General features: G+C 68.7%; 18 protein-coding genes. 9 read left to right on the top strand and 9 right to left on the bottom strand.

The annotated features are described in order from the left end of the window. Positions 1–16: 16 nt before the first annotated feature. On the bottom strand, positions 17–1,390 hold the full coding sequence (locus OL599_RS02690; RefSeq protein WP_264712050.1) for an FAD-containing oxidoreductase: 1,374 nt from the start codon (positions 1,388–1,390) through the stop codon (positions 17–19). Positions 1,391–1,588: 198 nt separating this feature from the next. Between OL599_RS02690 and OL599_RS02685 the strand changes: the two genes are divergently transcribed. Together OL599_RS02685 and OL599_RS02680 are read left to right on the top strand one after the other, a co-directional pair. Then, positions 1,589–2,860, top strand: a complete 1,272-nt coding sequence (locus tag OL599_RS02685; protein ID WP_264712049.1) for a phospholipase D-like domain-containing protein — start codon at positions 1,589–1,591, stop codon at positions 2,858–2,860. 54 nt (positions 2,861–2,914) lie between these two features. Further along, positions 2,915–4,135, top strand: coding sequence for a DUF2252 domain-containing protein (locus OL599_RS02680; RefSeq protein ID WP_264712048.1), 1,221 nt, complete (start codon positions 2,915–2,917; stop codon positions 4,133–4,135). Between the two features lie 99 nt (positions 4,136–4,234). Here OL599_RS02680 and OL599_RS02675 read toward each other — a convergent pair whose 3' ends face one another. Continuing rightward, positions 4,235–4,993: an SDR family NAD(P)-dependent oxidoreductase gene (locus tag OL599_RS02675; protein WP_264712047.1), complete on the bottom strand. Its 759-nt coding sequence runs from the start codon at positions 4,991–4,993 to the stop codon at positions 4,235–4,237. A gap of 122 nt (positions 4,994–5,115) precedes the next feature. Here OL599_RS02675 and OL599_RS02670 point away from each other — a divergent pair, with 122 nt between their 5' ends. The 3 genes from OL599_RS02670 to OL599_RS02660 all read left to right on the top strand — a co-directional run bounded on the left by OL599_RS02670 (position 5,116) and on the right by OL599_RS02660 (position 7,190). Continuing rightward, a complete protein-coding gene (locus tag OL599_RS02670) occupies positions 5,116–5,397 on the top strand; it encodes a DUF427 domain-containing protein (protein WP_264712045.1) in 282 nt (93 codons plus the stop codon). A 59-nt stretch (positions 5,398–5,456) separates the two neighbouring features. Then, complete coding sequence (locus OL599_RS02665) at positions 5,457–6,203, top strand: SDR family NAD(P)-dependent oxidoreductase (protein WP_264712044.1); 747 nt, start codon at positions 5,457–5,459, stop codon at positions 6,201–6,203. A gap of 105 nt (positions 6,204–6,308) precedes the next feature. Then, positions 6,309–7,190, top strand: a complete 882-nt coding sequence (locus OL599_RS02660; protein ID WP_264712043.1) for a 3',5'-cyclic nucleotide phosphodiesterase — start codon at positions 6,309–6,311, stop codon at positions 7,188–7,190. 23 nt (positions 7,191–7,213) lie between these two features. Here the strand turns inward: OL599_RS02660 and OL599_RS02655 are convergent, their stop codons facing one another. The 6 genes from OL599_RS02655 to acnA form a co-directional block, all read right to left on the bottom strand. Continuing rightward, positions 7,214–7,654 (bottom strand): GFA family protein, encoded by a 441-nt coding sequence (locus tag OL599_RS02655; protein WP_264712042.1) that lies wholly within the window; start codon positions 7,652–7,654, stop codon positions 7,214–7,216. Between the two features lie 168 nt (positions 7,655–7,822). After that, complete coding sequence (locus OL599_RS02650) at positions 7,823–9,244, bottom strand: M20 family metallopeptidase (RefSeq protein WP_264712041.1); 1,422 nt, start codon at positions 9,242–9,244, stop codon at positions 7,823–7,825. Positions 9,245–9,317: 73 nt separating this feature from the next. Then, positions 9,318–10,874, bottom strand: a complete 1,557-nt coding sequence (locus OL599_RS02645) for a hypothetical protein (protein ID WP_264712040.1) — start codon at positions 10,872–10,874, stop codon at positions 9,318–9,320. A gap of 280 nt (positions 10,875–11,154) precedes the next feature. Continuing rightward, positions 11,155–11,910 carry a cupin domain-containing protein gene (locus OL599_RS02640; protein WP_264712039.1) on the bottom strand — a complete coding sequence of 252 codons (756 nt, stop codon included), beginning with the start codon at positions 11,908–11,910 and terminating at the stop codon, positions 11,155–11,157. A gap of 201 nt (positions 11,911–12,111) precedes the next feature. Continuing rightward, positions 12,112–12,678, bottom strand: coding sequence for a hypothetical protein (locus OL599_RS02635; RefSeq protein WP_264712038.1), 567 nt, complete (start codon positions 12,676–12,678; stop codon positions 12,112–12,114). A gap of 157 nt (positions 12,679–12,835) precedes the next feature. Next, positions 12,836–15,529 carry an aconitate hydratase AcnA gene (gene acnA, locus OL599_RS02630; protein ID WP_264712037.1) on the bottom strand — a complete coding sequence of 898 codons (2,694 nt, stop codon included), beginning with the start codon at positions 15,527–15,529 and terminating at the stop codon, positions 12,836–12,838. 187 nt (positions 15,530–15,716) lie between these two features. Between acnA and ccmA the strand changes: the two genes are divergently transcribed. The 3 genes from ccmA to OL599_RS02615 are packed head-to-tail and all read left to right on the top strand — an operon-like array spanning position 15,717 to position 17,838. Continuing rightward, positions 15,717–16,304: a heme ABC exporter ATP-binding protein CcmA gene (gene ccmA / locus OL599_RS02625; RefSeq protein WP_264712036.1), complete on the top strand. Its 588-nt coding sequence runs from the start codon at positions 15,717–15,719 to the stop codon at positions 16,302–16,304. Further along, positions 16,301–16,966 carry a heme exporter protein CcmB gene (ccmB, locus tag OL599_RS02620; RefSeq protein ID WP_264712035.1) on the top strand — a complete coding sequence of 222 codons (666 nt, stop codon included), beginning with the start codon at positions 16,301–16,303 and terminating at the stop codon, positions 16,964–16,966. Before ccmA ends, ccmB begins: the two co-directional genes overlap by 4 nt. A 5-nt stretch (positions 16,967–16,971) precedes the next feature. Beyond that, positions 16,972–17,838 carry a DMT family transporter gene (locus tag OL599_RS02615; protein WP_264712034.1) on the top strand — a complete coding sequence of 289 codons (867 nt, stop codon included), beginning with the start codon at positions 16,972–16,974 and terminating at the stop codon, positions 17,836–17,838. Here the strand turns inward: OL599_RS02615 and OL599_RS02610 are convergent, their stop codons facing one another. Further along, a complete protein-coding gene (locus OL599_RS02610) occupies positions 17,839–18,144 on the bottom strand; it encodes a hypothetical protein (protein WP_264712033.1) in 306 nt (101 codons plus the stop codon). Here OL599_RS02610 and OL599_RS02605 point away from each other — a divergent pair. Then, entirely contained in the window at positions 18,128–18,355 is a 228-nt protein-coding gene (locus tag OL599_RS02605; RefSeq protein WP_264712032.1) for a hypothetical protein, read from the top strand. The two genes, OL599_RS02610 and OL599_RS02605, sit on opposite strands and share 17 nt — an antisense overlap. Positions 18,356–18,399: the final 44 nt, after the last annotated feature.

Raw genomic sequence — 18,399 nt, 5'->3', positions numbered from 1 at the left:
CGTTGGAAAGGCCCGGTCAGAGAGGCTTGAGCTCGCCGAGGATCGTCGGCAGCAGTTCCGCCACCGTGGGATGAATGTGCATCGCGCGCTGCATCACCGTGTACGGCGCCTTCGCGTACATGAGATCGAGCACGCAATGGACCACCTCGTCGCCGCCCGGGCCCAGGATGGCCGCGCCCAGGATCTCCCTCGTGTCGCCATCGACCAGGACCTTCATGAAGCCCTGCGTCTCGCCGCGTTCGACGGCGCGGGCCACCCGCGTCATCGGCCGCTTGCCAACCAGCACGCGCCGCCCCGCCTGGCGCGCCTGCGCCTCGGTCATGCCGGCCCTGCCGAGCGGCGGATCGATATAGAGAGCATAGGCCGCAATCCGGTCCGTCAGCCGCCGCGGGTCGTTGTCCAGCAAGTTCGCGGCCACGATCTCGAAGTCGTTATAGGCGGTGTGGGTGAAGGCGCCCTTGCCGTTGCAGTCGCCCAGCGCCCAGATGCCCGGCACGTTCGTGCGCAGCTGCTCGTCGACCGTGATGTAGCCGTGTCCGTCCCGCGCAACGCCGATGTCGTCGAGGCCGAGATCGTCGGTATTCGGCCGGCGCCCGACGGCGAGCAGCAGATGCGAGCCACGGATCTCGGGCGCGCCGCTCGTACAATCCACCTGCACGGCGACCTCATCGCTCTGCCGGGCCACGCTGATGCACGTCGCGTTCGTCCGCACGGCGATGCCTTCGCGCGCGAGGATGTCCTGTATCGCCAGCGAGACATCCTCGTCCTCGCGCTGGATCAGCCGCTTCCCCATCTCGACGATCGTGACCTCGCTGCCGAAGCGCCGGTACATCTGGCCGAATTCGAGGCCGATATAGCTGCCGCCCACGATCACCAGATGCCGCGGCAACTCGGCAAGTTCCATCATCGAGGAATTGGTCAGAAACCGCACGTGATCCAGGCCGGCCATCGGCGGCACGAAGGCGCGGCCCCCGACATTGATGAAGATCCGTTCGGCGCGCAGCAGTTCCGTCCCGACGCTGACTTCGCGAGGCGACACGAAGCGGGCATGAGCCGAATACAGCGTGCAGTTCGCCGTCCCTTGCAGGCTGGCGCCGAGGCCCTGCCGCCATTGCGCCACGACCGCATCCTTGCGCGCCTTCACCCTCTGCATGTCGACGCCCACATCGCCGCCGACCATCACGCCGTATTCCGCGGCGCGGCGCGCCATCTGGGCGGCGTAGGCGCTTGCCACCAGGGTCTTGGTCGGGGTGCAACCGGTGTTGATGCAGGTGCCGCCGATCAGCTTGCGTTCGACGATGGCGACCCGCATGCCGGCGCCCGCCAGCCGCATGGCCAGGGACGGTCCGGCCTGGCCGGTGCCGATGATGATCGCGTCGTAGTCGGGCATGGGAACCTCCACATACGAGCCATCGGGGGCGCCATGCGTCGCATGACCGTGGCGAGCCTAGCTCATCGGTGCAGGCGCAGGCCATGACCGCACCGATGCGCCGGACCGCATGGCCCGGAACCGGCCGCATCTTGCACGCTGGTCACGACGGTCCGAGCTTGGCGAGGGTGACACAAGACGAGGCGGGGCATTGTACCGATGGTCGTCCGACGGATCGTTCTCACGCTGTTGCTGGCGGGGTGCGTGGCCGAGCCACGTGTGGCGCTTGACCCCGCCGCCGCGCCGCCCGACGCGCTGCAGCAGCAGCTTGCGTTGCAACAGGCGCTGGACAAGACGCCGCTGCTGCCCGGCAACCGCGTTGCCTTGCTGCATGACGGCGCCCAGACCCTGCCGGCCATGTTCGCGGCCATGGCGGCTGCGCGCGACCATATAAACCTGGAATATTACACTTTCGACGACGTGCGCGTGGGCGGGCAGACCCTCGGCGATCTGCTGACCGAGCGGATGCGCCAGGGCGTGGCCGTGAACGTCATCTACGACAGCTACGGCTCCCGCGACACACCGACGAGCTTCCTGGACCGGCTCCGCCAGGCTGGCGCGCGTCTCACCGCCTTCAGCCCGCTGCACCCGCTGGAGGTCGGGCGGCTGACCAACCCGAACAGGCGCGACCATCGCAAGATCATGGTCATCGACGGGCGCACCGCCTTCGTCGGCGGGATCAACCTCGATCATGTCTACGAGAACCCGGCCGGATCGGGCGATGCCGACGACACCGCCGAGGCCTATTGGCACGACACCGACGCCCGCATCGACGGGCCCGCGGTGGCTGAGCTGCAGCGCCTGTTCATGGACACCTGGGCACAGCAGAAGGGCGCCCCCTTGCCGCAGCGCGACTGGTTCCCGAAGGTCCCCGCCCAGGGCGACCACTCCATCCGCATCATCGGCAGCGAGCCCGGCGAGGACCGGCCGCTCTATTACCTCTCGCTGCTCACCGCGATCCGCGCCGCCCGCGACGACATAGGCCTGAGCACCGGCTATTTCGTGCCGACCCACCAGCAGCGCGAGGAGCTCGCCCGCGCTGCCCGCCGCGGCGTGCGCGTGCGCCTCATCCTGCCGGGCCACAGCGATTCCGCGGATGCGCTGGCCGTCGGCCGCGCCGCCTATGGCGACCTGCTGGAGGCCGGGGTGCGCATCTACGAGACCAAGGGCGCCGTGCTGCACTCCAAGGTTGCGGTGGTGGATGGGGTGTGGCTGGCCATCGGCTCGTCCAACCTCGACCGGCGCAGCGCCGCGCTGAACAACGAGATTGACGCCATCATCCTCGGCCGCGGTACGGCGGCGGCGGTGGACGCCATGCTCGACCGCGACGCCGCCCGCGCCACCCCGATCGACCTGGCCACCTGGCGCCAGCGCCCGTTCGGCGAGCGCGTGCACGAGTTCGGCGCACGTTTCTGGGAGTGGCTGCTCTGAACTGCCGCTCGGTTTCTGCTTGAGCCGGCGAACAGGGCATGGTGAGTCATCTGCATGAACAAAGCAGTTCGTGCATCCTGCCAACCGGACCAGCGCCAGGCTGCGCTCGCGGCCAGGCGGAACCGCAAGATGGCGGCCTCGGCCAATGCATATGTCCGCGGCAGCACGACACGCTTCTACGCCTGGCTCGGGCAGTCGGATCGCTGCACCGTGCCGGATGGCCCGGAGGTCTGGATCTGCGGCGACTGCCATGTCGGCAATCTAGGACCGGTGGCAAGTGCCGACGGCGAGCTGGAGATCCAGATCCGCGACCTGGACCAGACGGTCATCGGCAATCCTGCGCACGACCTCATCCGTCTCGGTTTGTCGCTGGCCATGGCCGCACGAGGCTCCGACCTCCCTGGGGTCACCACGGCGCATGTGCTGGAACACATGATGGAGGGCTACGCGGCCGCCTTCACCCAGCCCGATGGCGCGGGTGACGGCCACACCGACATGCCGAAGGCGGTCAGGCTGGTGATGCGCAAGGCCGCCGGGCGCTCCTGGAGGAACCTTGCGGACGAGCGGATTGAGGGCGTCGCACCGGTCATCCCGCTCGGTCGGCGTTTCTGGCCGCTCGAGCCCTCCGAGCGCGCAGCCATCGACGCGCTTTTCGGCACGGAGGAGCTGCGTGCGCTGGCAACGGCGTTGCGCGGCCGGGACGACGGGGCGGATGTCCGGGTCGTGGACGCCGCATATTGGCGCAAGGGCTGCAGTTCGCTCGGCCAGCTGCGCTTCGCCGTCCTGGTGGCGGTCGAGGGGCGCAAGGGCCGGCTCCGGCACTGCCTGATGGACATCAAGGAGGCGATCGCCGCGGCAGCCCCCCGCTATGCCGATTCGGGGATGCCGCGTGACAACGCCCGGCGCGTCGTGGAAGGCGCGCGCAATCTCTCTCCCTTCCTGGGCGAGCGGATGGTGGCGGCACGCCTGCTGGATCGTGCGGTCTTCGTCCGCGAGTTGCTGCCGCAAGATCTGAAACTCCAGATCGAGCAACTGACGCGGGAGGAGGCGGTGGAGGTGGCGCGTTTCCTGACCACAGTGGTGGGCCGCGCCCATGCACGCCAGATGGACCCCGCGACGGGCGCGTCCTGGCTCGCTGAATTGCAGCGCAATTCTTCCAGGAGCCTGGATGCGCCGTCCTGGTTGTGGTCCAGCATCGTTGAACTCGTCGGCGCACATGAACAAGCCTATCTCGAGCACTGCCGCCGCTACGCCATGGAGACGGACGCAGCGTAGGGCGTGGGTTTCCAGCGGGACCGCGCCCGACCGATTCCGTTGAAAAAGGCGGTGGCTACCGGGCTCGCTGTCAGGCGTTCCTCAGGCGGCGAGCGCGGCCTACCCCAGCAGCAGCTTGCGCGCGATATTCAGCGCCAGCCCACGCGGCGCGAAGCGCACGCCCATGGCGCTCATCTGGTTCAGCGTCCCCGTCACCACCAGACGCCGCCCGGCCATCGTGGCCGCGAAGCCCTGCCGCGCCACCTCCGCCGCACTCATGGCATGACGGAACAGCCGTGAGTCGCCCATGCCGGCCGTGGCCGCGAACTCCGACTCGGTGGCGCCAGGGCACAGGCAGGTGACAGTGACGCCGGTGCCCTCGAGCTCGGCATGCAGCGCCTCCGACAGCGACAGCACAAAGGCTTTGGTGGCACCGTAGACCGCGAGGCCGGGCCCGGGCTGGAACGCAGCGGTGGAGGCCACGTTCAGCACCCGCCCATGCCCGCGCGCCACCATCGGCGGCAGGTACAGCCGCGTCAGCGCCGTCAGCGCCACCACGTTCACCTGCACGATGCCCAGTTGCCGCTCCAGCGGCAGCTCGACGAACCGCCCCAGCGCCCCGAAGCCCGCGTTGTTCACCAGCACATCGACCGGCCCGGTCTCCGCCAGCAGCCGGGCCGGCGCCCCGGGGTCGGCGAGGTCCTCGGCCAGCACCCGCGCATGCCCGCCCAGAGTGGCCGCCAGCGCCTCCAGCCGGTCGCGCCGGCGCGCCACCAGCACCACGTCGTGCCGGCCGCGCACGAAGGCGCGAGCCAGTTCCGCCCCGATGCCCGACGAGGCCCCGGTGACCAGCGCCACCGGCCGCACCGTCCCGCTCATCTGTCCCTCCTGCCTTCCATGTCGCTGCATCGATACTATTGTCCCGAATCCGAAGTTCGCCATCAGCGACGAACGTCGGGGGCAGGACACGAGAGCCGCGGCAACAACACGGAGACGCAGCCATGAAAGCGGTCTGGAACGGCACGGTGGTCGCCGAAAGCGACGACATCGTCACCGTCGAGGGCAACGCCTATTTCCCCGCCGCCGCTCTGCAGCGGGGCTATGTCACCGACAGCGACCACACCAGTATCTGCCCCTGGAAGGGCACGGCGCACTACTACAACCTGCAGGTCGACGAGCGCGCGAACCCGAACGCCGTCTGGTACTACCCGGACCCGAAGCCCGCCGCCGACAGCATCCGCGGCCGCGTCGCCTTCTGGAAAGGCGTGCGCGTCATCCCCTGACTTCCCCGTCCGCCCGCGACGCGCTAAGCGCAGAGGCAGAAACAACGGAGGGGGGACTCATGGCACAACAGCGCTTCCACGGCCGCGTGGCCGTCGTGACCGGCGGCGTCTCCGGTATCGGCTTCGCCGTGTCGCGGCGCCTGGCCATTGAGGGCGCGCGCCTGGCCATCTGGGACCGCGACGCCGCGGCCCTGGCCGAGGTCTCCGCCCGCCTGGGCATCCAGGTTCATACCGAGACGCTGGACCTCGCCGATGCCGAAGCGGTGCAACGCGCCGCCGACGCCACCGCGAAGGCGCTGGGAAAGATCGACATCCTGGTCGCCAGCGCCGGCATCACCGGGCCGAACATGCCCACCTGGGAATACCCGGTCGACGCCTGGCAGCGGGTGATCGGCGTGAACGTGAACGGCGTCTTCTACTGCAGCCGGGCGGTCGTGCCGCACATGCAGGCCGGCGGCTACGGCCGCATCGTCAACATCGCCTCGGTCGCCGGCAAGGAGGGCAACCCGAACGCCTCGGCCTATTCCACCTCGAAGGCGGCCGTGATCGGCTTCACGAAGTCGTTGGGCAAGGAACTGGCCAAGACCGGGATCGTTGTCAATTGCGTCACCCCCGCCGCGGTGCGCACGCCCATCTTCGACCAGATGACGCAGGAGCATATCGACTTCATGCTCTCGAAGATCCCGATGGGCCGGTTCGGCTCGGTGGACGAGGTCGCCTCCCTGATCTGCTGGCTGTCCAGCGAGGAAGCGAGCTTCAGCACCGGCGCCGTGTTCGACTGCTCGGGCGGCCGCGCGACCTATTGACCGGCCGGCGAACGAATCGGATCGACAGCGGCGTTGCGGTGTCGTTACCATCGCGCGCCCGGTTGAGGGGGGCAAAGGCCACTGGAAACGCTGGCAATCATCGAAGTGCTGTTCACGACGCTGCGGCAGGTTCCGCCTGACCTGCCCGGCGCCGTCGCCGCGGCCTTGGCGGCGGCGGTCGGACCCGATCCGGCACCCGACCTGCCCGCGCTGCGCGACTTCGCCCTGATGCTGGCCCATGCCATCGATGCCAACTGCATGGGCATGGCGGAACTGCCCTACCACAACCGCCACCACGTCGCCGAGGTGGTCCGGGCCATGGGCGCGTTGTGCGGCCAGGCCCGCGCGGACGGCGCCCTGGACCCCGCGCTGGCCGTGCTCGGCGTGGTGGCGATGGTCGGCCACGACTGGGGCCATGACGGCACGCCCGGCGGCGACGGCAGGCTGGAGAAGGGGGCCGCCGCTCGCGTGCTCGCCGCAGGTCCCCTGTCGCCGCTCGCCCGGCAGGTGGTGGAAGCCGTGATCCTGCGGACCAACCCCGCCCTGGTGCCCGAGAACGCCCGCCGCGTCGCCGGCGACCTGCCGCCCGGCCCGCTGGGCGCTCAGGTGGACTTGCTGTGCCGCCTGGCCAACGAGGCCGACGTCTTCGCCAGCCTGCTGCCCCGGCTGGGCTGGCAGCAGGCCGAGGCGCTCGCCCACGAATGGCGCGGCACGCCCAATGGCGAAACCGTTGCCACCTTCGCCGCGCGGCTGTCGCTGCTGCGGACCTACGCCCGCTTCTCCCCGGCCGCGACCCGCATGGGGCTCGCCAGCCTGTGCCGCCGCCAGGTGGACGCCTTCGCCGCCGTCGCCCGGCGCCTGGGCAGCGGCGACTGCCCGAACGAGGGTGCCGCGGCCCTGGACAACATGCCGCGCAACCTCGCCCTGACGATCTATGACGACACCCTCGCCGACACGGCCTACGAAGGCCAGGCCCGCACCGCCTGACGATCCGGACAGGATCGCCGGCATCACTCCGGCAGCACGTCTCCCGATCCGCCCATCTGCGCCGGGACATCCTTCATCTTCGGCAGGCCGTCGCGGATGCGCAGGACAGTTTCGCCATAGAACACGTGCAGTTGCGGTTCGAACGGCAAATCCGGGATCGTCGCCGCGTAGACGTCGACAAGCCCCATGCCCGGATGGTTGGTCATCAGGTGGCCGCCGCAGATCCGGCAGAACTGACGATAGCTGTTCTCCGTCTTGTGGAATGTCGCCAGGTTCTCTGCCCCCTTGGTCACGGCCACATTGTCCGGCTTCCACAGGGTGAATGCGTTGACCGGCCCGGCCGACCACGACCGGCAGTCGCTGCAATGGCAATACCCCATGGCTTCCGGGGCGCCCGTCACCGCCACCTCGATCGCGCCGCAGAAGCACTTGCCGCGATACGTGTTGTCCGCAGTGCCTGCCATCGTCCTCCCCCTTGTGTTGGCCGCGTCATGCTGGCGGCGATCGCCTGGAAATGCCCGAGCTTGTGGCCGTCCATGCGCTCCCGCAATCAAAGTTGTCGTGCGCGGGGGCCGAGCGACGGTCCCTGGCGCACCTTCCGGGTACGCCAGGGCATTTGCGTTCCTTCCTGCTCAGGCCGCCTTCGGCTGGATCGGCGGATGCACGTCGTCCGGGATCGGGCAGACATAGGGATTGTCCTTCGTCCGCTCCGCCAGATCGGCCTTCGCCCGGGCCACCAGCGCCTCGTCGCGGATGGCGTCAACCGCGGTCGCCGCCATCACCTTCGCCACGTGTACCATACCCTTCTTCGCCAGCGGCGACTTGCCCTGCGCCGTCAGTTGCCAGGAATGGAACGGCGTGCCAATGGCGATCGTCGCGCCATCCGCCTGCACCAGCGGCACCTTCCAGCTCACGTCGCCGACATCGGTAGAGCCCAGCATCGGCTCGCCGGTCAGCCCCAGCGGCACGATGAAGTCGCTCAGCGGCTGGTCCTTGCGGATCGGCAACCCGGCGCGGCGATACTGCGCGGCGATATCGGCCTCGGTCAGCGTCGCGCGGATCTGCTCGGCGAAGGCGCGGTCGGCCGCATCGAAGGGGGGTGGGCCCAGGCGCATGAAGTTGTCATGCATCGCCTTCTCCAGCGGCGCATTGCCCATCAGGTTCGATACGGCGCTGATGGTCTTCGTGTCCACGCTGGTCTCGGTCATCAACGCGGCCCCCTGCGCCACCTTCTTCACCCGCTCCAGCAGCTGGTTCATCTCGGTGATGTCGCGCGCCCGCACCGCATAGCGCACCTTCGCCTTCGCCTGCACCACGTTCGGCGCCACCCCGCCGCCGTCGAGCATGGCGTAGTGGATGCGCGCGTCGCTGGGCATGTGCTCGCGCATGTAGTTGACGCCGACATTCATCAACTCGACGGCATCCAGCGCGCTGCGCCCGAGCTGCGGCGCCGCGGCCGCGTGGCTCGCCCGCCCGGTGAAGGTGAAGTCGATGCGCGTGTTGGCCAGGCTCATCGCGTCGTTGACGCCGGCGAACGGCATCGGGTGCCAGGTGATGGCGATGTCCACGTCGTCGAAGCACCCGGCGCGTACCATGAATCCCTTGGCGGCGCCGCCTTCCTCGGCCGGGCAGCCGTAATAGCGCACGCGCCCCTTCAGGCCGTTCTCGGCCAGCCAGTCCTTCACCGCTGTCGCCGCCAGCAATGCGGCCGAGCCCAGCAGGTTGTGGCCGCAGCCATGCCCCAGCCCGTTGCCCGGCAGCGGCCGCGGCTCGGCCACCCCGGCCTCCTGGCTCAGCCCCGGCAGCGCATCGTATTCGCCCAGGATCGCGATCACCGGCCCGTCCTCGCCGGCCTCGCCCATCACCGCCGTCGGAATCCCCGCCAGGTTCGCGGTCACGCGGAAACCCTGCTGCTCCAGCATCGCCGTGTGCTCCGCCACCGAGTCGTATTCGGTGTAGGCGATCTCCGGCTTGTCCCAGATCCGGTCGCTCAGCGCCTCGAAATCATCCTTCTTGACGTCGACGAGGCGCCAGATCTGCTCGGAGTTCTGCATGTGCTTGGGGTCCCTGACCAGTTATTGCCACCCCCGACGATACGTCCCTCCGCCGCCCTTGCCCAGGCCGCCTCTAGGGCTTCCCGGCTGTGGTGGGGCGGAAGATGCGGTCGGACAGTTCGTCGAGGAAGCGGAACACGCCGTCCACGTTATAGCCGGCCAGCAGCGCCACCGCCGACAGTCCGAGCCCGCCCGCTGCGTCCGCCTTGCCGATATAGCTGGCGAACAGGCCGATAACCCCGCCGCACAGCACGCCCAGGATCGCGCTCTGCTGCAGCCGCGCGCGGTCGGTGTAGCTGAGCAGGGACGCATCAACCTTGCGCCGCAGCATGCGCAGCGTCGCCGCCATCGCGCCCAGGAAGCCATAGAAGACCGGCAGAATGTACTGGGTGATGCTGCCGAGGATCGATTCCGCGACGTTGCGCGACCGGTTGATGAAGGTCCAAAGGATTCGCTTGCATCCGTCCTCGCCGGTGGCGGGATCGTAGATGTCGCTGGCGGCCTGTTTGCACAGCGCGCCATGCCCGTCTGCGGCGTAGTCCGTCAACGTCGCCGGCACTACGCCGAACAGCGGGGCAAGCGGGATGGCCAAGGGCACGGCGACATTGCCGAAATGGACCGTCCAGCCCTCGCCGATCCGCTGCGTCACGGCGCTGCTCCAGTTCTGCAGATGCATGGTCACGATGAACAGGTCGCGCAGCACCTTCTCACGCTCGTCGCAGAGATGCGCCTGCCGGGCCGAGACGTACACTTTGCGGAATACCGCCGTTTCGCCGCCACTGCCGGAGGCATCGGTGCGTGTGTTCGCCGTGCCCGCCTCTGCGATCCAGGTGGGTGCCTGCACCTTTTCGGTTCCGACATAATCGCACAGCCCGATCACCATCCGGTGAGCGTCCACCGAGGCAACCTGCGTCGGCGCGGAGAACAACTTGTCCTCCTGCAACTCGAGCTGGGCATCGAGCTTGGCCCATTTGTCGGCCATGTCGTGCTCGTTTCCCAGGATGAGCCGGCCGGACAGCGCATAGATCGATACCATGACCGTCAGCAGCACCACCCCGACGGTGAGCCATTCGAATCCCCGCGCCCAGTGCGCGAGCTTGCGGGCCAGCATCTCGCGGGTCGGCTCATCCGGGTCGGGCGGCAGCGGCGGCATCGCCGGGGCGGGATCCGGCCGGGTACGGCGGACTCCCCCCAGCCACCGGCGGCAACGGCAGATGCGGGCGCGGCGGATCATGTAATCCTGGGTCACCCTGATCGAGTCCGCCGTTGCCGGCGCCGCGACGGCCGGCAGGAAATCCCGGCTCCAGTACACGAAGCAGACCGGGTCCAGCGGCGCCATCCCATCGGGGCGGCCTGGCGGGTTCGCCGGAAGCTGGTCGCGCCGGCCGGTCTGGAAGGCCGAGGCGATCTGGAACAGGCAGTTCAGGAATTCGGGATAGCTCGCACAGGGTGGCACGGTGTTCTTCGACGCGCTGTCCGCCATCCGGTTCTGCGTGTCCTCGAAATAGGTCAGCAGTCGCGCTTCGGGCATCTGCCCGAGATGCTGCAGCAGGATCGAGATGTCCTGCAGCGCCCGGTTGATATCGTGCCACAGTTTCGGCTGGTCCCAGAGCCATCGGTCGTCGGGCATGGGTCGATCCCCCCGCAACACGGCTTGCTGTGCTTTCGTGGCTCAGGCGGTGCCGCGACCTCGCGCGTTCCTGCCCCTGACGCGGCGCAGGCTGCAACGTCCGGGCGGCCATGACAGTGAACGCATTCACCGCGCGGCAGCCTTTTCGATCGAGCCGGACACCCCGGTGGCGATGGCAACTGACGTTGACCGGCTTGCGCAGCCCGCGACCCTGCAGTTCCCGTCTGTCGAAAACGGCTCACACCATCGCCAGCCCTCGCGTGGGCTGATCGCTCTCCGCTTATTGGCGCTTCGCCGGGGCGCCCGGCAGCACGGCCGCCACGCCTTCTGGATTGATGTTGAAAGCCAGGAATGTCAAAGGCTCGGCTCCGGGGTTCCCCCATTGGTGCACAAGGCCGAATGGCTCATAGATCAGGGAACCCGGTCCTTTGGCCTCTGGCGCCTTGCCGTCGACCGTGTTGGCCCCGGTGCCGGAGACGATGTAGTACAGAGCCGCTCCCGACCGATGATGTGGCGGGTTGGAGGGCATCTGAGCCGGAAACGTGATCCGTGTCAGATTGAGATCATAACCGCCGGGCCTCAGGTCGGGGATCGGCGACGCTGTGCGATACAATTCTCGTGCGATGGCTGGCGCCGTCTCGGCAGGCCGCTCCAGGTCCGTAGCCGGGACAAGAAAGAAATGCAGGAAGGTCGACGGCCCTCCACTCCCTGCCTTCAGCGCCGCCGTCTTCCCGCCGGCGACGAACAATCCCTCTCCGGCACCTAGAGTTTTGGTCTGGCCATCGACCGAAACCTCAGTCGATCCCGAGATCTGGTAGAGGACGCCATTGGCCGCCAAGGCGCCGCTTTTCTCGCCCGGCGGAAGGGTGACGCCCACCGCCCTGAAATAAAGCGGCACGTCTGTCACGCTCGGCAGCTTGGCGGCGGCGATGACTGTTCGGGTAACCGCCGCTGGAGTCGGCGTGTTTTGTGCGTCTGCCGGGGCGACGACGATCACCGCGCCGAGCAGCAGTATTCCGGTTGTCCTGAACAGCACGATCGCCTCCCAGGTCAACAGATGATCGGAGCACCATACGCGCCTCCGGCACTTGTTGGAACGGCAGGCAGTTGCGAACGGAATTTGGTCAGACAGGCGGCAACAGGCGTGGTCGCAACGGCCCCATCCGCCTGATCTTCACCACGACACTCCTTCGCCACCCAGGCTGGTGCGGAGACGATTGAAGCGACCGGCCGATCGTCAGCCCTTGCGCCCGCACGCGGTCGTCACGCGTGCAAGGGCCGCATTTGCTCCTTTCGCGGGGATGATGAAGGTGTGCCCGGCCAACCGCACCGCGATACGCTCCTGCGCTCGCGCCATCGCTTCGGCGATGTGCGACGACGCCGGCGCGGCGATCACCATGGGATCGCGGTCAAGCCTTGACCCATCCAACACCCACGCTTCAGTCACCGGTGCCTGCTGATCGACCCGCCAGGTGATGATGGTCGACGCTTTCTCTCTGGCCGCGTGGCTGAGCAGGGCCCTTGTGGAAGGGTCGCGTGGCACGATCCGCTGCGTCATTTCACGCGTCTTGCAGCGCACGCCCATCGCGATCGTATCGGTGTCTACCCCGGCGAACTGAACAAACGCGTCATCGATCGCGTCCTTGTATTGCCACGCCACCCATTGGTCCCGCCATCCGTCCGCGTCCTGGCCTTCAGCGAGTGTGCGGGCAACGGCCGGCGCGGAGCAGAGTGCGAGGACAGCAGCAATGACCAGGCATAGTGCCTGCAATGCGGCCTGCGATTGTCGCGGAATCGGGCACATTTGCCGAACCTCCGGAACGTGAGAGCGCGGCAACGATGGCATGGTTGGTGTTAAGGCAAGGCTTGGCCACGATCCTTCAGCGCCCCATTCCCCGAGACGAAAAAGGCCGGGAGGCAGACGCCCCCCGGCCCTTGCAACGCCACCCTGCGCCGAAGCGTCAGGCCGCCTTGGCCATCCCGCGCAGCACATACTGCAGGATGCCACCGTGGCGGTAGTACGACACCTCGTCCAGCGTATCCACGCGGCACAGCACCGGCACCGTGTCGACCTTGCCGTTCGGGCGATGGATCACCAGTGACAGGTCCATCCGCGGGCTCAGCGCGTCCAGCCCGATCACGTCCAGAAGCTCTTCGCCGGTCAGGCCCAGGCTCTTGCGGTCCATGCCTTCCTTGAAGGTCAGCGGCAGCACGCCCATGCCCACCAGGTTGGAGCGGTGGATGCGCTCGAAGCTCTCGGCGATCACCGCGCGCGCCCCCAGCAGCATCGTCCCTTTCGCTGCCCAGTCGCGCGACGAGCCGGTGCCGTATTCCTTGCCGCCGATCACCACCAGCGGCACGCCCTCGGCCTTGTAGCGCATGGCCGCGTCATAGATCGGCATCTGCTGGCCGGAGGGCAGGTGCTTGGTGATCCCGCCTTCCACGCCCGGTACCATCTCGTTGCGGATGCGGATGTTGGCGAACGTGCCCCGCATCATCACCTCGTGGTTGCCGCGCCGCGCCCCGTAGCTGTTGAAATCCTTCTGCGGGATCTGCCGCTCGCTGAGGTACTCGCCCGCCGGCGAGTTCTTGCGGATGTTGCCGGCCGGGCTGATGTGGTCGGTGGTGATGCTGTCGCCCAGCACCGCCAGGATGCGCGCGCCCGTGATGTCGCTCACCGGCGCCGGCTCCATCGTGATCCCCTCGAAATACGGCGGGTTCTTCACGTAGGTGGAGCCGTCCGACCAGCTATAGGTGTCGCTGCCCGCGGCAACCTCGATCGCCTGCCACTGCTTCGGCCCCTTGAACACCTCGGCGTAGCGCTTCAGGAACTGCTCGCGCGACAGGCTTGCGCCCACCACCTCGGCGATCTCCTTGTTCGTGGGCCAGAGGTCCTTCAGATGCACCGGCTTGCCGTCCTTGGACGTGCCGATCACCGCGGTGGTGATGTCCTCGGTCATCTTGCCCAGCAGCGCATAGGCCACCACCAGCGGCGGGCTGGCCAGGTAGTTCGCCCGCACGTTCGGGTGCACCCGGCCCTCGAAGTTGCGGTTGCCCGACAGCACCGACACCGCCACCAGCCTGTTGTCCTCGATCGCGTCCGCGATCGCCTCGTCCAGCGGGCCGGAATTGCCGATGCAGGTGGTGCAGCCATAGCCCACCGTGTTGAACCCGATCGCATCCAGGTCCGCGCTCAGCCCGGCCTTGTCGAGGTATTCCGTCACCACCTGCGAGCCCGGCGCCAGCGAGGTCTTCACCCACGGCTTCGGCGTCAGCCCCAGGGCGCGCGCCTTGCGTGCCACCAGGCCCGCGGCCACCATCACGTTCGGGTTCGAGGTGTTGGTGCAGCTGGTGATCGCCGCGATCACCACGTCGCCATGGGTGATCTCGTAGTTCTTGCCGGCCACCGCGGCCTTCATGCCCACGTCGTTGGCGGGAACGCCCAGGCTCTTGGTCAGCTCGGCCTTGAACGCCGGTGCGGCGTCCTTCAGCAGCACCCGGTCCTGCGGCCGCTTCGGGCCGGCGAGGCTCGGCTGCACCGTGGACAGGTCCAGGTCCAGCGTGTCGGTGAACACCGGCTCGGGGGTGGAGGCATCGCTCCACAGCCCCTGCGCCTTGCAGTACGCCTCCACCAGCGCGATGCGCGCGGTGTCGCGGCCGGACAGGTGCAGGTAGTCCAGCGTCACCTTGTCCACCGGGAAGAAGCCGCAAGTCGCACCGTATTCCGGCGCCATGTTGGCGATGGTCGCGCGATCGGCCAGCGACAGCTCGGCCAGGCCGGGGCCGAAGAACTCCACGAACTTGCCCACCACGCCCTTCTTGCGCAGCATCTGGGTCACGGTCAGCACCAGGTCCGTGGCGGTCGTCCCCTCCGGCAGCCGGCCGCGCAGCCGGAAGCCGATGACGTCGGGGATCAGCATGGCGATCGGCTGGCCGAGCATGGCCGCCTCGGCCTCGATGCCGCCCACGCCCCAGCCCAGCACGCCCAGGCCGTTCACCATGGTGGTGTGGCTGTCGGTGCCATACAGCGTGTCCGGATAGGCATAGCTCTTGCCGTCCAGCTCGGCGGTCCACACCGCCTGCGCAAGGTATTCCAGGTTCACCTGGTGGCAGATGCCGGTGCCCGGCGGCACCACCTTGAAGCTGTCGAACGCGGTCTGGCCCCAGCGCAGGAAGGCATAGCGCTCGGCGTTGCGCTCGAACTCCACGCCCACGTTCTTCTGCTGCGAGTCGGCGGTGGCGAAATAATCCACCATCACCGAGTGGTCGATCACCAGATCGACGGGCACCAGCGGGTTCACCTTCGCCGGGCTGCCGCCCAGGCGCAGGATGCCGTCACGCATCGCCGCGAGGTCCACCACCGCGGGCACCCCGGTGAAATCCTGCATCAGGATGCGCGCCGGCTTGAACGGCACTTCCCTGGTCGAGGACGCCTTTTCCAGCCAGCCCGCGATCGCCTTCGCGTCGTCCACGGTGTAGGCCTTGCCGTCCTCGAAGCGCAGAACGTTCTCCAGCAGCACCTTCAGGCTGACGGGCAGGCGCGAGATGTCGCCAATCGTCCTGGCGGCCTCCGCGAGCGAAAAATATTCGTAGGAGCGGCCCTGCACGGAGAGCGTGCGGCGGGTCTTCAGGCTGTCCTGCCCGACTGACTTCATGAGAAGGTGCCTCTGCGTTGCGCCACGCGCGTCGCAACGGGGGGATTCCCCGCGGCGGGCGGGCGGTGTTTGTTACCGGCGGTCGGGCTTAAACCACACCAGGGCGAGTCCGTCCACACGGCAGCCGCAGGTAACTGGTGCGGCACGGTATTATGCCCAGGGTGAAGCCGCGGGCGATGGGGGTCTGGTGCTCGAGGCGGATGGGCTGGCGGCATTTCGGGGCGAGCGTCTGGTGCTCTCCGGCATAGGCTTCACCGTGGCGGCGGGCGGCGCGCTGTTGCTGGTCGGCCCGAACGGTTCCGGCAAGTCGACCCTGCTGCGCGTCCTCGCCGGCTTGGTCCGCGCCGAGGCCGGTCATATGCGCTGGCAGGGCGAGGACGCGCTGGCCGACCTCGTCGCCCATGCCGGCCGCGTCGCCTATCTCGGCCACCAGGACGCGGTGAAGCCCGGCCTGACCGCCGCCGAGAACCTGCGCTTCTGGGGCGCGCCGCCCGCCGTGGCGGCCGCATTGGAGGCAGTGGACCTCGCCCGCCTTGCCGACCTGCCGGCACGCATGCTGTCTGCCGGGCAGAAGCGCCGGCTCGCTTTGGCCCGCCTGGCGCTCACCCAAGCCCCGCTCTGGCTGCTGGACGAGCCGACCCTGGGCCTCGACACCGCCTCCGTAAGCCGCTTCGGCGCATTGCTGGCCGCCCACCGCGCCCGCGCCGGCGTGGTGGTCGCCGCCACCCACCTCCCCTTGCCGCTGCCGGATGCCGCGGAGCTGGCGCTGGCATGACCCGTTTCCTGTCGCTGCTGTCCCGCGAGCTGCGCCTGTCCATCCGCCACGGCAGCGATACGCTCGCCGCGCTGCTGTTCTTCCTGCTCGCCGCCGCCCTGTTCCCGCTGGCCATCGGCCCGGCGCCGGAAACCCTCGGCCGCCTGGCCCCCGGCATCATCTGGGTCTGCGCTTTGCTCGCCGCCCTGCTGCCGCTCGACCGCCTGTTCGGCGCCGAGCTGGAGGACGGCTCGCTCGACCAGCTTCTTCTCTGCGGCCTCCCGCCCGCCGCCGTCGCCTTGGCCAAGGCGGCCGGCCACTGGCTCACCACCGGCCTGCCGCTGTTGCTGGCCGCTGCCCCGCTCGCGATCATGCTGCGCATGCCCGAGGACGGTATCCCCGCCCTGCTCGCTGGCCTGCTGCCCGGCACGGCCATCCTGTCGCTGCTCGGCAGCGCCGGTGCCGCCATCGTGCTCGGCGCCCGCCGCGGCGGCGTGCTGCTGCCGCTGCTGGTCCTGCCGCTGGCTGCCCCGGTGCTGATCTTCGGCGTCGGCGCCGCCGATGCCGCCACTGGCGGCCTGAGCCCGCGCCCGCATCTGCTGCTGCTCGCCGCCCTGCTGGCCGCCGCCCTGCCGCTCTGCCCGCTGGCCGCCGGCGCCGCCTTGCGCCACGCCGCGGAGTAGGGGCCATGGGCAGCGACCGCACCATGCTGGGCATCGGGCTGGGCGTATTCGCGTATAGCCTGTTCGCACTCCACGACGCCTCGAACAAATGGCTGGTCGCCACCCTGCCGGTCTGGCAGGTGCTGTTCTTCCGCAGCGTCACCATCGTGATCGGCGCCGTCGCCGTCGGCCGCACCGCCCTGCTCAGCCGGGCGCTGGAGACGCAGCTGAAGGGCCCGCTGCTGTTCCGCGGCGTCATCACCCTGGCCGCCTGGCTGTGCTACTACACCGCGGCGCGCAGCATGCCGCTGGCGCAGCTGCTGACGCTGTATTTCAGCGCCCCCATCATGACCACGCTGCTCGCCATCCCCCTGCTCGGCGAGCGTGTCACGGCCGCACGCTGGATCTCGGTGATCCTTGGCTTTCTCGGTGTGCTGATCGCCAGCGACCCGTTCGGCGTGCGCGCCTCGCTCGCCACCGCCCTGGTGCTGATCGCCGCCGCCTTCTGGGGCTACGCCATCATCCTGATGCGCCAGATCGCCCGCCGCGAAAGCTCGCTGCTGCAGATGTTCTACCAGAACCTCTGCTTCCTGGTCGTCACCGGCACGCTGACGGCGTTCAGCTGGGTCCCCCCAACGACCGGCGAACTCGTCCTCCTGCTCGCCGTCGGCGTCCTCGGCGGCCTCGGCCAGTTCTCCTTGTTCGAAGGCGCCCGCTTCGCGCCCGCCTCGGTGATGGGCACAGTCGAGTACTCGTCGCTGCTGTGGGCGTTCGTGCTCGGCTACGTGATCTGGGGCGACATTCCATCGCTACCGGTCTTCGCCGGCGCGGCCACGATCCTGGCCGCCGGGATCTTCCTCGTGGTGATGGAACGCCGCGCCGTCCGCAGCTGATCAGCCGCCGGGGCCCTGCCCGCCCATCATCTTCCTGATGGCGCCCACGATCACCAACAGGATGCCGCCGCCGATCCCGCCGCCAACGACCTGTTGGACGATCGACCCGATGTCGAGGCCGCCGCCCCCGGCGGCGCCACCCACCAGCATCTGCAATACCTGGCCGCCGATCCCGCCGCCGACGATCCCGGCGATGCTGTTGCCGACCGTCCCGAGATCGTATTGTTTCATCATGTTGCCGGCGACATTGCCGCCAACCGCGCCTGCCACCAGTTCGATGATCCAGCCGATGACCGATCCGCTCATTCCCATCCCCTTCGTGACTTCGCCGAGCGCATCCCGCCGGAACGGCCCGGAACGGGATCAAGGCAAGTTCGAGAAGAAGCCGGTGAACGCCCCCAACCACCTCATGTCCACGGCCGCCGCGGCGCGCGTTTCGGCAGCGCGACGCTATCGGCTCCCACCGGGGATCACGACGAAAATCGGCGATCGGGCGATCGTTCTTGCCAAGAGTTGATGGCCCGTGCCCAGCCTGGCCCGGGCGCAATCGGGCCCGAACAC

Origin of the sequence: Limobrevibacterium gyesilva (genome assembly GCF_025989185.1) — a bacterium.
Taxonomy (GTDB): Bacteria; Pseudomonadota; Alphaproteobacteria; order Acetobacterales; family Acetobacteraceae; genus Limobrevibacterium; species Limobrevibacterium gyesilva.
The sequence above is the reverse complement of the archived record's forward strand: the minus strand, read 5'-3'. Positions and strand labels throughout refer to the sequence as shown.

What these genes read in the sequence shown, in the direction of transcription:
- OL599_RS02690 (WP_264712050.1), bottom strand. Translation starts at nt 1,390, where the DNA reads ATGCCCGACTACGACGCGATCATCATCGGCACCGGCCAGGCCGGACCG.
- OL599_RS02685 (WP_264712049.1), top strand. Translation starts at nt 1,589, where the DNA reads ATGGTCGTCCGACGGATCGTTCTCACGCTGTTGCTGGCGGGGTGCGTG.
- OL599_RS02680 (WP_264712048.1), top strand. Translation starts at nt 2,915, where the DNA reads ATGAACAAAGCAGTTCGTGCATCCTGCCAACCGGACCAGCGCCAGGCT.
- OL599_RS02675 (WP_264712047.1), bottom strand. Translation starts at nt 4,993, where the DNA reads ATGAGCGGGACGGTGCGGCCGGTGGCGCTGGTCACCGGGGCCTCGTCG.
- OL599_RS02670 (WP_264712045.1), top strand. Translation starts at nt 5,116, where the DNA reads ATGAAAGCGGTCTGGAACGGCACGGTGGTCGCCGAAAGCGACGACATC.
- OL599_RS02665 (WP_264712044.1), top strand. Translation starts at nt 5,457, where the DNA reads ATGGCACAACAGCGCTTCCACGGCCGCGTGGCCGTCGTGACCGGCGGC.
- OL599_RS02655 (WP_264712042.1), bottom strand. Translation starts at nt 7,654, where the DNA reads ATGGCAGGCACTGCGGACAACACGTATCGCGGCAAGTGCTTCTGCGGC.
- OL599_RS02650 (WP_264712041.1), bottom strand. Translation starts at nt 9,244, where the DNA reads ATGCAGAACTCCGAGCAGATCTGGCGCCTCGTCGACGTCAAGAAGGAT.
- OL599_RS02645 (WP_264712040.1), bottom strand. Translation starts at nt 10,874, where the DNA reads ATGCCCGACGACCGATGGCTCTGGGACCAGCCGAAACTGTGGCACGAT.
- OL599_RS02635 (WP_264712038.1), bottom strand. Translation starts at nt 12,678, where the DNA reads ATGTGCCCGATTCCGCGACAATCGCAGGCCGCATTGCAGGCACTATGC.
- acnA (WP_264712037.1), bottom strand. Translation starts at nt 15,529, where the DNA reads ATGAAGTCAGTCGGGCAGGACAGCCTGAAGACCCGCCGCACGCTCTCC.
- ccmB (WP_264712035.1), top strand. Translation starts at nt 16,301, where the DNA reads ATGACCCGTTTCCTGTCGCTGCTGTCCCGCGAGCTGCGCCTGTCCATC.
- OL599_RS02615 (WP_264712034.1), top strand. Translation starts at nt 16,972, where the DNA reads ATGGGCAGCGACCGCACCATGCTGGGCATCGGGCTGGGCGTATTCGCG.
- OL599_RS02605 (WP_264712032.1), top strand. Translation starts at nt 18,128, where the DNA reads ATGACCGATCCGCTCATTCCCATCCCCTTCGTGACTTCGCCGAGCGCA.
- OL599_RS02610 (WP_264712033.1), bottom strand. Translation starts at nt 18,144, where the DNA reads ATGAGCGGATCGGTCATCGGCTGGATCATCGAACTGGTGGCAGGCGCG.